Raw genomic sequence first — 14,419 nt, forward strand, 5'->3', positions numbered from 1 at the left:
CGTCAGCGCGGTCTGCGCGCGTCAGCGCGGTCAGCGCGCGTCAGCGCGGTCAGCGCGGGACAGGCACCTGTGTCCGGCGTGTGTGCTGGAGGGCGTGCGGGGCGCGTGTCGCGGCGGTGCGGGCGGCGCGGGCGCCTGGCGGGGGGCGCGGCGGCGCGCGGAAGATCACCCTCAGGACGGACTGTACGGAACGTAGCACCGTGGTTACCTGGCGTACGTGATCGTTCGTGCCGCACTCGTCCGCGGGCTCGCCCTGCGGGCCGTGCTCGCGCTGCTCCTCGGGGTGCTGCTGGTGCCCGGCGGGGCCGTCGAGCGCGCCGGTGCCGCGGACGCCTACCCCGCTTCGTCCACCGCCCCCGGGACGGCCGGGGGCGCGGGCGAGGCGGTGCCCGGTGAGGACACGGGCCCGGCGCCCGGCCTCGGGCGGCGCGGGCCGCGGCCGGCGAAGGCCGGGCGTACCGGCCGGGCCGGCCCCGCGGCGGCCCCGTGGCCCGCGCCCCGGACGCCGCGCGACGCCGCCGCCGCGGGCCCCCCGTGGTGCCCGTACGCCCCGGAGGCCGCGGTGCTCGCCGCCGCCCGGGGGCGGCACGCCGTACTGCGCTGCTGACCGGGCCGCGGGGCGCGCCCGTCCGCGTACGGACGCCTGCCCCGCCGCCCGTACCGACCACGTCAGCACGCCAGCGGCAAGCCGGAGTTCGCCATGCCGATCGACCCTTCGCGTGCGCTCGAAGCGTACGTGCGCGCCCAGACCCTCCCGCCCCCGACCGCCGACCAGCCCACCGCCCCGCCGCCCCGGGCCCCCCGCGCCGCGGAGCCCGCCCCCGCCGACCGCGACCCCGCCGACACCGGTCCCGACCCGGATCCCGAGCCCGCCCCCGATCCCGTTCCCGACCTCGTTCCCGACGCCGCCCCCGACCCCGCCGAGCCGCGGGCCGGCGCCGCCCTCCCCGCCCCCGATGCCCCACCCGAGCCGCCGGGGGCACCGCTGCCGGCGTAGCGGCACCTCCCGCTCACGGGCTACCGCGGTACCGCGGTAGCCCGTGAGCAGGCACTCGCGCCTCTCCCACACGTCTGGCGTACCGTCGTCGAAACTCACTGGCCACAGCCGCACCCCACCCCGTTACGATGGCGTCAGGGCCTGCGTGTGGAGCAGGCGTCGGGACCCCGGGCGTGGTCCGCCCGGCGGGCCCTCTCCAGTTTCGCGAGCGAAGAAGTGGGATGAGACTCAGGCCCCAGGGCCGGCCCATGACACAGACACCCGTTAGCCGCAGCCCCGAAGAGGGGCAGGCCCGCGCGCACATCACCATTCCTGCGAAGCACCCCATGGTGACGGTGCTGGGCTCCGGAGACTCCCTCCTGCGGGTCATCGAGAAGGCGTTCCCCAGCACCGACATCCACGTGCGGGGCAACGAGGTCAGCGCCGTCGGCGCCCCCGAGGAAGTGGCCCTCGTGCAGCGGCTCTTCGACGAGATGCTGCTCGTCCTGCGCACCGGAGCCCCCATGACGGAGGACGCGGTGGAGCGCACGGTCGCCATGCTCAAATCCGACCGCGACGACGAGGCCGGCGGCCACCACGCCCCCTCCGAGGTCCTGACGCAGAACATCCTGTCGAACCGCGGGAAGACGATCCGCCCGAAGACGCTGAACCAGAAGCGCTACGTCGACGCCATCGACAAGCACACCATCGTCTTCGGCATCGGCCCCGCGGGCACCGGCAAGACGTATCTGGCGATGGCCAAGGCGGTCCAGGCGCTCCAGTCCAAGCAGGTCAACCGCATCATCCTGACCCGCCCCGCGGTCGAGGCCGGCGAGCGGCTGGGCTTCCTGCCCGGCACGCTGTACGAGAAGATCGACCCGTACCTGCGCCCGCTGTACGACGCGCTGCACGACATGCTGGACCCCGACTCGATCCCGCGCCTGATGGCCGCGGGCACCATCGAGGTGGCTCCGCTGGCGTACATGCGCGGCCGCAGCCTGAACGACGCGTTCATCATCCTCGACGAGGCGCAGAACACGAATCCCGAGCAGATGAAGATGTTCCTCACCCGGCTCGGGTTCAACTCGAAGATCGTCGTCACCGGCGACATCACCCAGGTCGACCTGCCGGGCGGGACGAGGAGCGGGCTGCGTCAGGTGCAGGGCATCCTGGACGGCGTGCAGGACGTGCACTTCTCGACCCTCACGAGCAAGGACGTCGTGCGGCACAAGCTGGTGAGCCGGATCGTGGAGGCGTACGACAAGTACGACGTCAGGAACGGCGACGACAGGAACGGCAGGGCGTAGACCCGTGTCCGTCGAGGTCAACAACGAGTCCGGGGTCGAGGCCGACGAGGAGTCCGTGCTCGACATCGCCCGCTACGCGCTGGCGCGGATGCGCATCCATCCGCTGTCCGAGCTGTCGGTGATCCTCGTCGACCCGGCCGCCATGGAGCAGTTGCACGTGCAGTGGATGGACGAGCCGGGGCCGACGGACGTGATGTCGTTCCCCATGGACGAGCTGCGCCCGCCCGCCAAGGACGACGAGGAGCCCGTGCAGGGCCTCCTCGGCGACATCGTGCTCTGTCCCGACGTCGCCCTCCGGCAGGGGGCGGCGGCGCCGACCGGGCACTCCATGGACGAGGAGCTTCAGTTGCTCACCGTGCACGGCGTGCTGCACCTGCTCGGCTACGAGCACGAGGATCCCGCGGAGAGGGCCGAGATGTTCGGCCTGCAAAAGGCGATCGTCGACGGCTGGCGCGCCGAGCGCGGCGTGACCGGTCCGTCGCCGGCGCCCACCGAGCGATGACCGCCCGGCTGATCGCCGCGGCGGTCCTGCTCGTGGGCCTCGGCTGGCTCGCGTCGTGCGCGGAGACGGCGCTGGCGCGGACGACGCGGATCGCCGCCGAGGACTCGGTACGGGCCGGGCGGCGCGGTTCGGCGAAGCTGCTGGCGGTGACGGCCGACCCGGTGCGCTATCTGAACGTGGCCCTGCTGGTGCGGGTGGGCTGCGAGATGGCCGCGGGCGCGCTGGTCACGTACGGGTGCCTGCGCCATTTCGACCACACGTGGGAGGCGCTGACCGTCGCGATCGCCGCGATGGTCCTCGTCTCGTACGTCGCCATCGGCGTCTCGCCGCGCACCATCGGGCGGCAGCATCCGGTGGTGACGGCGACGGCCGCCGCGTACGTGCTGCTGCCGCTGGCGCGCGTGATGGGGCCGGTGCCGCGGCTGCTGATCCTGCTGGGCAACGCGCTGACGCCGGGCAAGGGCTTCCGGCAGGGCCCGTTCGCCTCGGAGGCGGAGCTGCGCGCGATGGTCGACCTGGCGGAGAAGGAGTCGCTGATCGAGGACGACGAGCGGCGCATGGTCCACTCCGTCTTCGAACTCGGCGACACGCTGGTGCGCGAGGTGATGGTGCCGCGGACGGACGTGGTGACCATCGAGCGGTACAAGACGATCCGGCAGGCGCTGACCCTCGCGCTGCGCTCGGGCTTCTCGCGGATCCCGGTGACGGGCGAGAGCGAGGACGACGTCGTCGGCGTGGTGTACCTGAAGGATCTGGCGCGCAAGGTGCACATCAGCCGGGAGGCCGAGTCGGAGCTGGTGTCGACGGCGATGCGCCCGGCGGCGTTCGTGCCGGACACGAAGAAGGCCGCGGACATGCTGCGGGAGATGCAGCAGCAGCGGATCCACGTGGCGGTCGTCATCGACGAGTACGGCTCGACGGCCGGGATCGTGACGATCGAGGACATCCTGGAGGAGATCGTCGGCGAGATCACCGACGAGTACGACCGGGAGCTGCCGCCGGCGGCGGACCTGGGCGAGGGCCGCTACCGGGTCACGGCCCGGCTCGACATCGGCGACCTGGGCGAGCTGTACGACCTGGAGCTGGACGACGAGGACGTGGAGACGGTCGGCGGGCTGCTGGCGAAGCAGCTCGGGCGGGTGCCGATCGCGGGGGCGACGGCGGAGGTCGACGTCACGCACGACGGCTCGGACCCGGGGCTGCGGGCGCTGCGGCTGACGGCGGAGTCGCCGGCGGGGCGGCGGAACAAGATCGTGACGGTGCTGGTGGAGCCGGTGCGGGCGGTGGCGGTGGAGCAGGACGAGGGCGTGTAGGGCGAAGGGGTAACGGCGAAGGGGCGCAGGACGCGGGTGCGTTGGCGCGGCGGGGCCGGGGCGTACGGGACGGTTCGCCCACGTACCGTCCCGGCCGGTGCGTACGACGGCGGGCCCGGCGGCTTCCGCGCCCGGCCCGCCCCTGTGCGTACCGCGCCGGTCAGGCGGCCGTGCGTGCGCCACGGCGCAGGCCCGCCGCGGTCAGCAGCCCCACCGCGACCAGCACCGCCGCGTCCGCCGCGAGGCCCAGCCGCAGGCCGTCGAGCAGCCCGCTCTGACTCGCCGCGAGCGCGCTGAGCAGCGGGATACCGACGGTCATGCCGAGTTGCTGGGCGCTGGTGACGACGCCGGTGGCCAGGCCCTGCTGCTCGTTCGGCACCCCGGAGGTCACCGTCAGGCCGTACGCGACGATCGCCCAGAGGTGGAAGAACGCGGCGACCGCGCCGAAGACCGTGACCAGCCACACGCCCGCCGACGAGCCGCCGACGAGCACCAGCGGCGCGGTCGTCACGCCCTGCGCCAGCAGCCCCGCCTGGAGGGTGCGCCGCGCGCCCCAGCGGGCCACCAGCCGCGGCGCGACGGTGCCGCCGGCGGCGGCGGTCAGGCCCATGACGCCGAAGATCAGCCCGGTGTCCAGGGCGCTGATGCCGCGGAGTTGCTGGAGGTAGAGGGTGGAGAGGAAGACGACGGAACTCATCATGGAGAACGTCGCCAGCCCGCCGAGTGCGCCCCACGCCACCGTGGGGCGGCGCAGCAGCGGCAGCGACACCAGCGGCTCGGCGGTCCTGGCCTCGATCGCCGCGAACGCGACGAGCAGCGCGGCCCCGGCGGCGAGGGTCAGGGGGACGTCGGGGCGGCCGAAGCCGTGTTCCGCGGCGGTGGACAGGGCGTAGATCAGCGCGAGGAGCCCGGTGGTGACGGCGACGGCGCCGGGGATGTCGAGCCGGGGGCGGTGGTCGGGGCGGCTCTCGGCGAGTACGCCGGGCGCCACGGTCAGCACGGCGGCACCGGCGGCGGCGAGCAGGGCCATCGTGGAGCGCCAGCCGAACGCCTCGGTGAGTACGCCGCCGAGCAGCATGCCGGCGGTGAAGCCGAGCGCCATGATGCTGCCCATGATGCTCAGCGCCCGGGAGCGCTGCGGGCCCTCGGGGAAGCCGGTGGTGAGCAGGGCCATGCCGGTGGGCACGAGGGCGGCGGCGCCCAGGCCCTGGAGGGCGCGGCCGGCGAGGAAGAGCCGGCGGCGGCCGAAGAGGTCGCCGATGCGGCCGAAGAGCAGCAGGAAGCCGCCGGAGGGGAGGGCGAAGGCGGTGACGGCCCACTGGAGGCTCGCCTGGCCGCGGCCGAGGTCGGCGCCGAGTTCGGGGAGGGCGACGTTGAGGATGGAGAAGTCGAGCGCGACCATGAACTGCGAGGCGCACAGGACGAGAAGCACCAGCCGGGCCCGGCCGGCGAACCGGACGGGGGCGGCGGGCCCGGCAGGGCCGGTGGGAGCGGCAGGGCCGGTGGGAGCGGCAGGGCCGGTGGGAGCGGCAGGGCCGGTGGGAGCGGTGGGAGGGGCCTTCGCCGGGTCGCCGCCGGTGGCGGTGAACACCGAGACGGGCGCGAAGCTGCGGTGGCTGGCGAGCCCGGAGGGCCGCCGCGAGGGCCTGCGGCGCATCGCGGGCTGACGGCCGCGGTCCGCGGCGCCCCCAGGCGACGGGGGTGCCCGCTGGGCGGCTGCCGGGCGGGGTTCGTATGCTCGCCGGTATGAGCGAGAGCAGCCCGCTGGACCCAGAGGACCGCAAGATCGTCACCCTGGCCCGCAGCACGCGGGCGCGCAACGCCGTGCCGGAGGGCGCGGCGGTACGGGACGAGACCGGCCGCACCTACGTCGCCGGCACCGTGGCGCTGGACTCCCTGCGGCTGACCGCACTCCAGACGGCCGTGGCGATGGCCGTGGCCAGCGGCGCCACCTCGCTGGAGGCGGCGGCGGTCGTCACCGAGTCGGGGGCCCCGGCGGACGCGGACCTCGCGGCCGTCCGCGACCTCGGCGGCCCGGGCACCCCGATCCTGCTGGCCGCCCCGGACGGCGAGCTGCAAAGCACGACCCGCGTCTGACAGCCGGGGGGATGCCCGGCGGCACGGCGACGGTGCCGGTACGGCGACGCCCGTACCACCGACCGGCGGCCGCGATGAGCAGGCCCCGCCCCACGCCCCCGCACGGCCGCCCCCGTCCGCGGCAGGCGGCGTCCGCACGGCCCGGGTCCGACGGCCGCGGGGGCAGGTCCGCTACGACCCGTTCGCCTCCGGCTCCCGGCGGAAGCCGATCGTCGGGACCGCCCGGCGCAGCGGCCAGCGGCGGCGGGCGCAGGGCGTGATGTCGTTCAGGAACGCGTAGCGGGCGAGGGCCTGCTGGTTCTGCTCCTCGACCGTGCGGACCCGCTCCCACCAGGCCGCCACCTCCGTCCAGCCCGGCGCCGACTGCGAGCCGCCGAACTCCTGCACCGACAGCGCCGCCGTCAGCCCCGCCAGCGCCAGCCGGTCCGCCAGCGGATAGCCGGCGAGCGACGTGGTGACGAAGCCGGCGACGAAGACGTCCCCGGCGCCGGTGGTGTCCAGGGCGGCCACGGATATCGCGGGCACCTCGGCGCTCTCGCCCGTGCGCCCGTCGACCGCGTACGCCCCCTCGGCGCCCATGGTGACCACCACCACCGGCACGTGCTCGGCGAGCGCGTGCGCCGCGGCGCGCGGCGAGGACGTGCCCGTGTAGCGCATGGCCTCCGCCGCGTTCGGCAGGAACGCCTCGCAGTGCGCCAGCTCCGGTATCTCCGCCAGGTCCCAGCGCCCGGTGTCGTCCCAGCCGACGTCGGCGAAGACGCGGCTGCCGTGCAGCGCGGCCTGCTCGATCCACGGCTGCCGGCGCCCCGGGTCGAGGGACGCGACGCAGGCGCGGCTGGGCGGCGGGCAGCGCGGGGGTGCGTCGGGGGGCGGCGCCTCGTGGCCGTGCGAGACCATGGTGCGCTCGCCGTCGTACGCCATGGAGACGGTGACCGGCGAGTGCCAGCCGCGGCACGTGCGGGACAGGGACACGTCGATGCCCTCGCCCTCCAGGGCCTCCTGGCAGTGGTCGCCGTACACGTCGTCGCCGAAGGCGGCCGACAGCGACGTGCGCATGCCGAGGCGGGCGAGGGCCGTCGCCATGTTCGCCACGCCGCCGGGGCTGGAGCCCATGCCGCGGGCCCAGGACTCCGTACCCCGCACGGGGGCGCTGTCCAGGCCGGTGAAGACGATGTCCAGGAAGACCGTCCCGGTCAGATACACGTCCACGGGCGGGTCCCCGGGGGCGCGCAGGTGCTTCAGCGGGTCGACGCCCGCGGCCGGCGGGGCGCCCGGGGTCCGCGGGCTCGTGGGCATGGTCACGCGGGCGCCTCCCTCCCGGCTCCGGCCGGCACACCTGTCCGACTGGATTCAGTCTGCCTCAGCCCACTGACAACGGCCCGTCGCGCTCGTGCGCCGCGCCCGTTCACCGGCGCCTCAGCGCCGCGCGGGCACCGGCACCCTGCCCAGGTCGGCCGCGACCGTCAGCGGCCCCTCGTAGCCCGCCTCCCGCGCCTCGCGCGCGAAGTCCGCCGGGTCCGGATAGCGCTGCGAGAAGTGCGTGAGCACCAGGTGCCGTACGCCCGCGGCGATCGCCACCCCCGCCGCCTGAGCCGCCGTCAGATGCCCGTACTCGACGGCCAGCGCGGTCTCCGCGCCCAGGAACGTCGATTCGATGACCAGCAGGTCCACCTCCTCGGCCAGCGTGTACACCCCCTCGCACAGCCCGGTGTCCATGATGAACGCGACCCGCTGCCCGCGGCGCACCTCGGAGACCTCCTCCACCCGCACGCCCCGCAGCGAACCCTCGCGCTGGAGGCGGGAGATGTCCGGTCCCGCGATGCCCGCGCGCGCGAGGCGCTCGGGGAGCATGCGGCGGCCGTCCGGCTCCACGAGGCGGTAGCCGTACGACTCCACGGGGTGGTCCAGCCGGTGCGCCAGCAGCGTGTACGCGGGCGTGGCCGCGACGACGCCGTCCCCGCCGACCGGGCCCGCCTCGATCTTCGCGGTCTCCCGGTACGCGCTCGCGTACCGCAGCCGCTCGTAGAAGTGCCGCCCGCTCGCCGGGAAGTGGACCGTGACGGGGTGCGGGACGCGGTCGAGGTTGATGCGCTGGATGACGCCGGGCAGGCCGAGGCAGTGGTCGCCGTGGAAGTGGGTGAGGCAGACGCGGTTGAGGTCGTGCGCGGCCACGCCGGCGCGCAGCATCTGGCGCTGGGTGCCCTCGCCGGGGTCGAAGAGGATGCCTTCGCCGTCCCAGCGCAGCACGTAGCCGTTGTGGTTGCGCTGGCGGGTGGGGACCTGGCTGGCGGTGCCGAGGACGACGAGTTCGCGGGAGGCCAACTGCGGGAGGCCCGCGCTAGCCGGGCGGCCAGTTCAGGCCGCGCCCGCCGAGCACGTGGGCGTGCACGTGGAAGACGGTCTGGCCGGCGCCCGCGCCGGTGTTGAACACGACGCGGTAGCCGGTGGCGTCGATCTTGTCCTCGGCGGCGACCTCGGCGGCCTCGCGCAGTATGTCGGCGGTGAGCTGCGGGTCGGCGGCGGCGAGGGTGCCGGCGTCGGCGTAGTGGGCCTTGGGGATGACGAGGACGTGCGTGGGCGCCTGCGGGTTGATGTCGCGGAAGGCGATGGTCGTCCCGGTCTCGCGGACGACGGTCGCGGGCACCTCGCCCGCGGTGATCTTGCAGAACAGGCAGTCGGCCTGCGGCTCCCCGGCCATGTTCCCGGCCTCCTTCGTACGAGTCGGGCGGTACGGGCCGCATGGTACCCCGCGGCCCGTACCCGCTGCCCTGCCGCTACTCCCCCGCCGGCGACTCCGAAGCCGGCCCGGACCCCGACCCGGACCCCGGCCCCGGGCCCGGCTCCGCACCCGGCTCGGACTCCGACCCCGAAGCCGGCTGCGCCGACCCCCCCGGCAGCTCCGGCGGCACCGCCGCCGGGCTGCGCTCCAGCTCCTCCAGCGCCAGCCGCACCGCCGTCTCCAACTGCGGGTCGCGCCCCTGTGCCCAGTCCTCCGGGGTGAGCCGCACGTCCACGTCCGGCTCGACGCCGTGGTTCTCCACGCCCCAGCCCGGGCCCTGGAGCCAGATGGCGTACTTCGGCTGCGTCACCAGCGTGCCGTCGACCAGCCGGTAGCGGCTGTCGATGCCGACGACCCCGCCCCAGGTGCGCCGCCCGACGATCGGCCCGATGCCCAGCGCCCGGATGGCGGCGCTGACGATGTCGCCGTCGGAGCCGGAGAACTCGTTGGCCACGGCCACCACGGGCCCGCGCGGCGCGTCCATCGGGTAGCTGACGGGCTTGAGGCCGCGGCCCGCGTCCCAGCCGACGACGCGCCGCGCCAGCTTCTCCACGACGAGCTGCGAGGTGTGCCCGCCGCGGTTGTCGCGGACGTCGACCACCAGGCCCTCGCGGGCGACTTCGAGGCGCAGGTCGCGGTGGAGCTGCGCCCAGCCGAGGCCCTGCATGTCGGGTACGTGGAGGTAGCCGAGCCGGCCGTCGGAGGCTTCCCGTACGTACGCGCGCCGGCCGGCGACCCAGGCGTGGTAGCGCAGCGGTTCCTCGTCGGCGATGGGGACGACCACGGCGAAGCGCACGTCGCCGCCGTCGGCGGGCTGCACGCTCAGCTCGACCGGCTTGCCCGCCGAGCCGACCAGCAGCGGCGCGGGCCCGGCCAGCGGGTCCACGGGGCGGCCGTCGACGGCGACGATCGCGTCGCCGGGGCGGACCGCGGCGCCGGGCGCGGCCAGCGGGGAGCGGGCGTGGGGGTCGGAGGTCTCGGACGGCAGGATCCGCTCGACGCGCCATTTGCCGTCGTCCGCGCGGGTCAGGTCGGCGCCGAGGAGCCCCTGCCGGCGCTCGGCTGCGCCCGCGGGCGTGGCTCCGCCCGGCGGTACGACGTAGGCGTGCGACGTGCCCAGCTCGCCCTGCACCTCCCACAGCAGGTCGACCAGGTCGTCGTGGGTGGCGACGCGGTCGAGCAGCGGGCGGTAGCGGTCGAGAACGCCGTCCCAGTCGACGCCGCCGAGGTCGGCGCGCCAGAAGTGGTCGCGCATCAGCCGGCCGGCCTCGTCGTACATCTGCCGCCACTCGGCGGCCGGGTCGAGCAACTGCCGTACGCGCGTGAGGTCGACGGTGACGTTGTCGCCGTCGCCGTCGTCGAGGTGGCTGGCCTTGCGGTCGGCGGGGACGACCTTCAGCTTGCCGTCGGTGCGCAGCAGGATGCGCGTGCCGTCGCCGGTGACGGTGAAGCCCTCGGCGTCGTCGGCGAGTTCCTCGACGCGCTGCTTGCCGAGGTCGTAGCGCTCCAGCCGGGTGCTGGGCCCGTCGTCGTCGGGTCCCGCGCCGTCGGCGCCGAGGACGCCGCGCAGCGGGTGGGTCAGCCACAGGAGGCCGCCTTCGGCGGCGCGCAGCGTCGAGTAGCGGGCGGCTTCGACGGGGAAGGGCAGGATGCGGTCGGCGAGCCCGTCGAGGTCGATGCGGGTGACGGGCGGGGTGTCGCCGGAGCCGGCGTCGTCGCCGTCGTCGGAGGAGCCGCGCTCCGGCGCCCGGCCGTGGCGCTGCGGGCCGAACGGCGAGGGCGTCTCGGCGGCCAGCGTGATCAGGTGGGGGCGGCAGGCGTACGGGAACGACAGGTCGAAGACGTGGCTGTCGTAGACGGGGTCGAAGGCCCGCTCGGACAGGAACGCCAGGTGCTTGCCGTCGGCGGTGAACGCCGGGGAGTAGTCGCGGAAGCGCAGCGGCGTGGCCTCGGCGACGGACAGCCCGTCGGTGGTGGCCAGGCGGAGCTGGCGCAGCTCGCCGGGGCCGGGGTGGGACCAGGCCAGCCAGCCGGAGTCGGGCGAGAACACCAGCCCGCCGACGTCGCCGTGCTCGCTGGCGTCGACCTCCCGGACCTCGCCGGAGGCGCGTTCGACGAGCAGCACCCGGCCGTCGTGCGAGGCGACGGCGACGCGGCTGCCGTCCGGCGCGACGGCAAGCCCGGTGACGCGGCCCAGGCGCCCGGCGGCGACGCGGCGGGGCGTGGCGCCCGCGTCGCGGCCTGCGGCGGGGATGAACTCCAGGGCGTCCTCGCCCTCGGCGTCGGTCACCCACACGACGTGCTCGGCGCCCTCGGCGCGGAAGACCCGCGGCATCCGGGCCCGTACGCCCGGCTCGGCGGCCAGCGCGCGGGCGGGGCCCTCGCGGTGGGTCACCCAGTGCAGGGTGCCGCGGATCTCGACGGCGCTGCCGCGGCCGGTGTGGTCGGGGCGGGCGGCGCCGAGGTTGTGCCGGGGGCGCAGCGGGCGGGGGCGCAGGTCGGTGCGCTGGCCGCCGAGGCGGATGTCGAGGCGGCGGGGTTCGGTGCCGTCGCCGAGGTCGTCCAGGAGCCACAGTTCGCCGGCGCTGGCGTAGACGACGCGGGTGCCGTCGGTGGCGGCGTGGCGCGCGTAGAAGCCGTCGAGGGGGGTGTGCCGGCGGGGTGCGGCGAACGCGTCCGGTGCGTCGGGGTCGGCGGAGTACAGTGCGCCGGTGCCCTCGTGGTCGGAGAGGAACGCCAGCCGCCCGCCGGCCCACAGCGGGCACTCGGCGTTGCCGAGGAGGGCGTCGAGGTCGGCGGGCCAGGTGAACTCCGCGTCGGCCGCGGTACGCAGCCACAGCCGGCCCGCGGTGCCGCCGCGGTAGCGCTTCCAGTACGCCGGCTCCCGGCCCATTCCCGCGGTGAGCAGCGCGATACGGCCCTCGGGCCCGTACGCGACGTCCCCGACGGGTCCGAACGGCAGCGTGTGCGCGGGGCCGCCGTCGGGCGGCACGGCGCGCGCCCAGGTGCGGCGCAGGGAGTACTGGCCGTGGGTGGTGAGGGCCAGCACGTCGCCGTCGGGCGTCCAGCCGCGCACGGAGGTCTTGGCGCTGCCCCAGTACGTCAGGCGTACGGGCGCGCCGCCGTCGAGGGGCGCGATGAGGACCTCGGGGGCACCGTCGCGGGTGGAGGTCCAGGCGACGCGCGTGCCGTCGGGGGCTATACGCGGGTGGTCGACCGGCATGTTGTCGGCGCTCACCCGCCAGGCCCGGCCGCCGTCGAGGGGCGCGGCCCAGACGTCGTCCTCTGCCGTGAAGGTGATCAAGTCGCCGTGCAGGTGCGGGAATCGCAGGTAAGCAGGCTGAGTCACGTCGATCATCCCATCATGCGGAGGCTGCGCTCACCACCGCTTTGCGGTGCGGTGTGACCTTCGTCCTGTACTCGTCCTGTACCGAGGTGGAACGAATCGGGACGTAACCGAGAACATCCCGGAAAAACCTCCCGATCCCTGCGCGCGGAACGGCCGGATCCGGGCGTAGAGAACCTCTGGGCCCGCTCCGCTCCGCTCAGGACCACCGTCCGGTCGCCGCGAGCACCACGGCGCCCGCCGCGGTGCCGGCGGTCGAGGTGCGCAGCACACTCGGACCCAGTCGGTATGCCCCGGCGCCCGCGTCCTCGAACGCGGCCAGCTCCTCCGGCGCGACCCCGCCCTCGGGGCCGACGACGAGCACGACCTCCCCCGCCGCCGGCAGCGCCGCGCCGGTCAGCGGCGCCGCGCCGTCCTCGTGCAGCACGGCGGTGAACGCCGCGCCGGCGAGCAGCGGCAGCAGCTCCTTCGTCGAGTGCAGCCCGGCGACCTCGGGGAAGCGCAGCCGGCGGGCCTGCTTGCCCGCCTCGCGGGCGGTGGTCCGCCACTTGGCCAGGGACTTCCGCCCTCGCTCCGCGTGCCACCGGGTCACGCAGCGGGCCGCCGCCCACGGCACCACCGCGTCCACCCCGGTCTCGGTCATGGTCTCCACGGCCAGCTCGCCGCGGTCGCCCTTCGGCAGGGCCTGCACGACGGTCAGCCGGGGCCGCGGCGGCGGCTCCTCGCGCACGTCGGCGCAGGTCACCAGCAGCCGGTCGCGGCCCTCCGCGCCGGCCACGGTGCCGTACGCGCCGCGCCCCAGGCCGTCGGTGAGCACGACGTCCTCGCCGGTGCGCAGCCGCCGTACCGACACCGCGTGCCGCCCCTCGGGGCCGGTCAGCGCCAGCACGGCGCCGGGGCGGGCGGCGTCCAGCACGTCCGGTTCCGCGACGAACACGGGGGCGGTCACAGCAGGCCCCCGGAGGCGTCGCCGGCGGGCTTCGTCGTCCCGGTGAGCGCGTCGGCCAGCTCCCGGGCCAGCAGCTCCACCAGCTCGGCGGCGGGCAGTTCGCGCGCCAGCCGGTAGCCCTGGCCGGCCCACAGCGCCATGCCCTGCGGGTCGCCGACGCGGGCGGCGGCGGCACGCAGCGGGGAGGTCAGGTGGTGGAGCTGGGGGTAGGCGGCGGGGGCGTACGGGCCGTGTTCGCGTACGAACCGGTTGACCAGAGCGCGCGCGGGGCGGCCGGAGAAGGCGCGGGTCAGCTCCGTCCGCGTGAACACCCCGCCGGTGACGGCCCGTTTGTGCAGCGCGTTGGCGCCGGACTCGGGGCAGACCAGGAACGCGGTGCCGAGCTGCGCGGCGGCGGCGCCGGCGGACAGCACGGCGGCGATCTGCCCGCCGCGCATCAGCCCGCCGGCGGCGATCACGGGCACGTCCACCGCCTCCAGCACCTCGGCGAGCAGCGTGAGCAGGCCGCGGCCCACGTAGTCGTCGCGCGGGTCGTTGCGGAAGCCGCCCTGGTGGCCGCCGGCCTCGACGCCCTGCACGCACACGGCGCCGGCCCCGGCGGCCTGCGCGCGGCGCGCCTCGACGACGTTGGTGACGGTGACGACGGTGTACGTCCCGGCGCGCGCGAAGGCGTCGAGGACGGCGGGCTCGGGACAGCCGAAGGTGAACGACACCAGCGCCACCGGCTCGTCCAGGAGTGTGGCCACCTTCGCGTCGAAGGCGTCGTCCGTGCCCGCCTCGGCGTCGCCCAGCTCCGTGCCGTACCACTCGACCTCGCCGGCCAGTTGCTCGGCGTACGCCTCGATGTGGGCGGGGTCCGGCGGGGCGGGCGGCTGGGGCATGAACAGGTTGACGCCGAAGGGCCGGTCGGTGACGGCCCGCAACTGGCGGATCTCCTCGTACATCGCCTCGGGCGTCTTGTATCCGGCGGCGAGGAACGCCAGGCCGCCGCCCTCCAGCACGCCCGCGGCGAGCTGCGGACAGGATGCGCCACCGGCCATGGGCGCCTGCACGATCGGGAAGGTGAACAGATCGTTCAGCTCGGTGGGCATGGGCTCATCCTGTCATGCAGGTCGGACGCCGGCGGCCCGCGCCGGATCATGGAATCCGC

The 14,419-nt window shown here is 75.5% G+C and carries 14 protein-coding genes; 7 read left to right on the forward strand and 7 right to left on the reverse strand.

The genetic code is table 11. The features are described 5' to 3' along the window. The first annotated feature begins 217 nt into the window (after positions 1 to 217). The 5 genes from QBL21_RS27185 (at position 218) to QBL21_RS27205 (ending at position 4,098) form a co-directional block, all read left to right on the forward strand. Positions 218 to 607 carry a hypothetical protein gene (locus QBL21_RS27185; protein WP_407564867.1) on the forward strand — a complete coding sequence of 130 codons (390 nt, stop codon included), beginning with the start codon at positions 218 to 220 and terminating at the stop codon, positions 605 to 607. A gap of 93 nt (positions 608 to 700) precedes the next feature. Further along, positions 701 to 997, forward strand: coding sequence for a hypothetical protein (locus QBL21_RS27190; RefSeq protein WP_407564868.1), 297 nt, complete (start codon positions 701 to 703; stop codon positions 995 to 997). A gap of 248 nt (positions 998 to 1,245) precedes the next feature. Further along, positions 1,246 to 2,283, forward strand: a complete 1,038-nt coding sequence (locus QBL21_RS27195) for a PhoH family protein (protein ID WP_407564869.1) — start codon at positions 1,246 to 1,248, stop codon at positions 2,281 to 2,283. Between the two features lie 4 nt (positions 2,284 to 2,287). Continuing rightward, positions 2,288 to 2,785, forward strand: a complete 498-nt coding sequence (gene ybeY, locus QBL21_RS27200) for an rRNA maturation RNase YbeY (protein WP_407564870.1) — start codon at positions 2,288 to 2,290, stop codon at positions 2,783 to 2,785. Further along, positions 2,782 to 4,098: a hemolysin family protein gene (locus QBL21_RS27205; RefSeq protein WP_407564871.1), complete on the forward strand. Its 1,317-nt coding sequence runs from the start codon at positions 2,782 to 2,784 to the stop codon at positions 4,096 to 4,098. Before ybeY ends, QBL21_RS27205 begins: the two co-directional genes overlap by 4 nt. Positions 4,099 to 4,258: 160 nt before the next feature. Here the strand turns inward: QBL21_RS27205 and QBL21_RS27210 are convergent, their stop codons facing one another. Next, positions 4,259 to 5,530 carry an MFS transporter gene (locus QBL21_RS27210; RefSeq protein ID WP_407564872.1) on the reverse strand — a complete coding sequence of 424 codons (1,272 nt, stop codon included), beginning with the start codon at positions 5,528 to 5,530 and terminating at the stop codon, positions 4,259 to 4,261. 106 nt (positions 5,531 to 5,636) lie between these two features. Between QBL21_RS27210 and QBL21_RS27215 the strand changes: the two genes are divergently transcribed. Both QBL21_RS27215 and QBL21_RS27220 read left to right on the forward strand, forming a co-directional pair. Next, positions 5,637 to 5,765, forward strand: a complete 129-nt coding sequence (locus QBL21_RS27215) for a hypothetical protein (RefSeq protein WP_407564873.1) — start codon at positions 5,637 to 5,639, stop codon at positions 5,763 to 5,765. 67 nt (positions 5,766 to 5,832) lie between these two features. Continuing rightward, the gene (locus QBL21_RS27220; RefSeq protein ID WP_407564874.1) at positions 5,833 to 6,195 is read left to right on the forward strand and encodes a cytidine deaminase; all 363 of its coding nucleotides are present in this window, start codon (positions 5,833 to 5,835) and stop codon (positions 6,193 to 6,195) included. Positions 6,196 to 6,366: 171 nt separating this feature from the next. Here QBL21_RS27220 and QBL21_RS27225 read toward each other — a convergent pair whose 3' ends face one another. From QBL21_RS27225 to QBL21_RS27250, 6 genes are all read right to left on the reverse strand, one after another. Next, positions 6,367 to 7,491, reverse strand: coding sequence for a carbohydrate kinase family protein (locus QBL21_RS27225; protein ID WP_407566575.1), 1,125 nt, complete (start codon positions 7,489 to 7,491; stop codon positions 6,367 to 6,369). A gap of 120 nt (positions 7,492 to 7,611) precedes the next feature. Beyond that, positions 7,612 to 8,517 (reverse strand): ribonuclease Z, encoded by a 906-nt coding sequence (locus QBL21_RS27230; RefSeq protein ID WP_407564875.1) that lies wholly within the window; start codon positions 8,515 to 8,517, stop codon positions 7,612 to 7,614. 16 nt (positions 8,518 to 8,533) lie between these two features. Next, positions 8,534 to 8,893, reverse strand: coding sequence for a histidine triad nucleotide-binding protein (locus QBL21_RS27235; protein WP_407564876.1), 360 nt, complete (start codon positions 8,891 to 8,893; stop codon positions 8,534 to 8,536). Between the two features lie 76 nt (positions 8,894 to 8,969). Next, positions 8,970 to 12,332 carry a PDZ domain-containing protein gene (locus QBL21_RS27240; protein ID WP_407564877.1) on the reverse strand — a complete coding sequence of 1,121 codons (3,363 nt, stop codon included), beginning with the start codon at positions 12,330 to 12,332 and terminating at the stop codon, positions 8,970 to 8,972. Between the two features lie 187 nt (positions 12,333 to 12,519). After that, entirely contained in the window at positions 12,520 to 13,269 is a 750-nt protein-coding gene (locus QBL21_RS27245; RefSeq protein ID WP_407564878.1) for a 16S rRNA (uracil(1498)-N(3))-methyltransferase, read from the reverse strand. Next, the gene (locus tag QBL21_RS27250) at positions 13,266 to 14,360 is read right to left on the reverse strand and encodes a nitronate monooxygenase (protein ID WP_407564879.1); all 1,095 of its coding nucleotides are present in this window, start codon (positions 14,358 to 14,360) and stop codon (positions 13,266 to 13,268) included. Before QBL21_RS27250 ends, QBL21_RS27245 begins: the two co-directional genes overlap by 4 nt. Positions 14,361 to 14,419: the final 59 nt, after the last annotated feature.

The sequence above is a fragment of the Streptomyces sp. 184 genome (assembly GCF_045781775.1).
Lineage (GTDB): Bacteria > Actinomycetota > Actinomycetes > Streptomycetales > Streptomycetaceae > Streptomyces.

Excerpts from the sequence above, each read along its gene's own strand:
- QBL21_RS27190 (WP_407564868.1), top strand. The coding sequence starts at position 701 with ATGCCGATCGACCCTTCGCGTGCGCTCGAAGCGTACGTGCGCGCCCAG.
- QBL21_RS27195 (WP_407564869.1), top strand. The coding sequence starts at position 1,246 with ATGACACAGACACCCGTTAGCCGCAGCCCCGAAGAGGGGCAGGCCCGC.
- QBL21_RS27205 (WP_407564871.1), top strand. The coding sequence starts at position 2,782 with ATGACCGCCCGGCTGATCGCCGCGGCGGTCCTGCTCGTGGGCCTCGGC.
- QBL21_RS27220 (WP_407564874.1), top strand. The coding sequence starts at position 5,833 with ATGCTCGCCGGTATGAGCGAGAGCAGCCCGCTGGACCCAGAGGACCGC.
- QBL21_RS27225 (WP_407566575.1), bottom strand. The coding sequence starts at position 7,491 with ATGCCCACGAGCCCGCGGACCCCGGGCGCCCCGCCGGCCGCGGGCGTC.
- QBL21_RS27235 (WP_407564876.1), bottom strand. The coding sequence starts at position 8,893 with ATGGCCGGGGAGCCGCAGGCCGACTGCCTGTTCTGCAAGATCACCGCG.
- QBL21_RS27240 (WP_407564877.1), bottom strand. The coding sequence starts at position 12,332 with ATGATCGACGTGACTCAGCCTGCTTACCTGCGATTCCCGCACCTGCAC.
- QBL21_RS27250 (WP_407564879.1), bottom strand. The coding sequence starts at position 14,360 with ATGCCCACCGAGCTGAACGATCTGTTCACCTTCCCGATCGTGCAGGCG.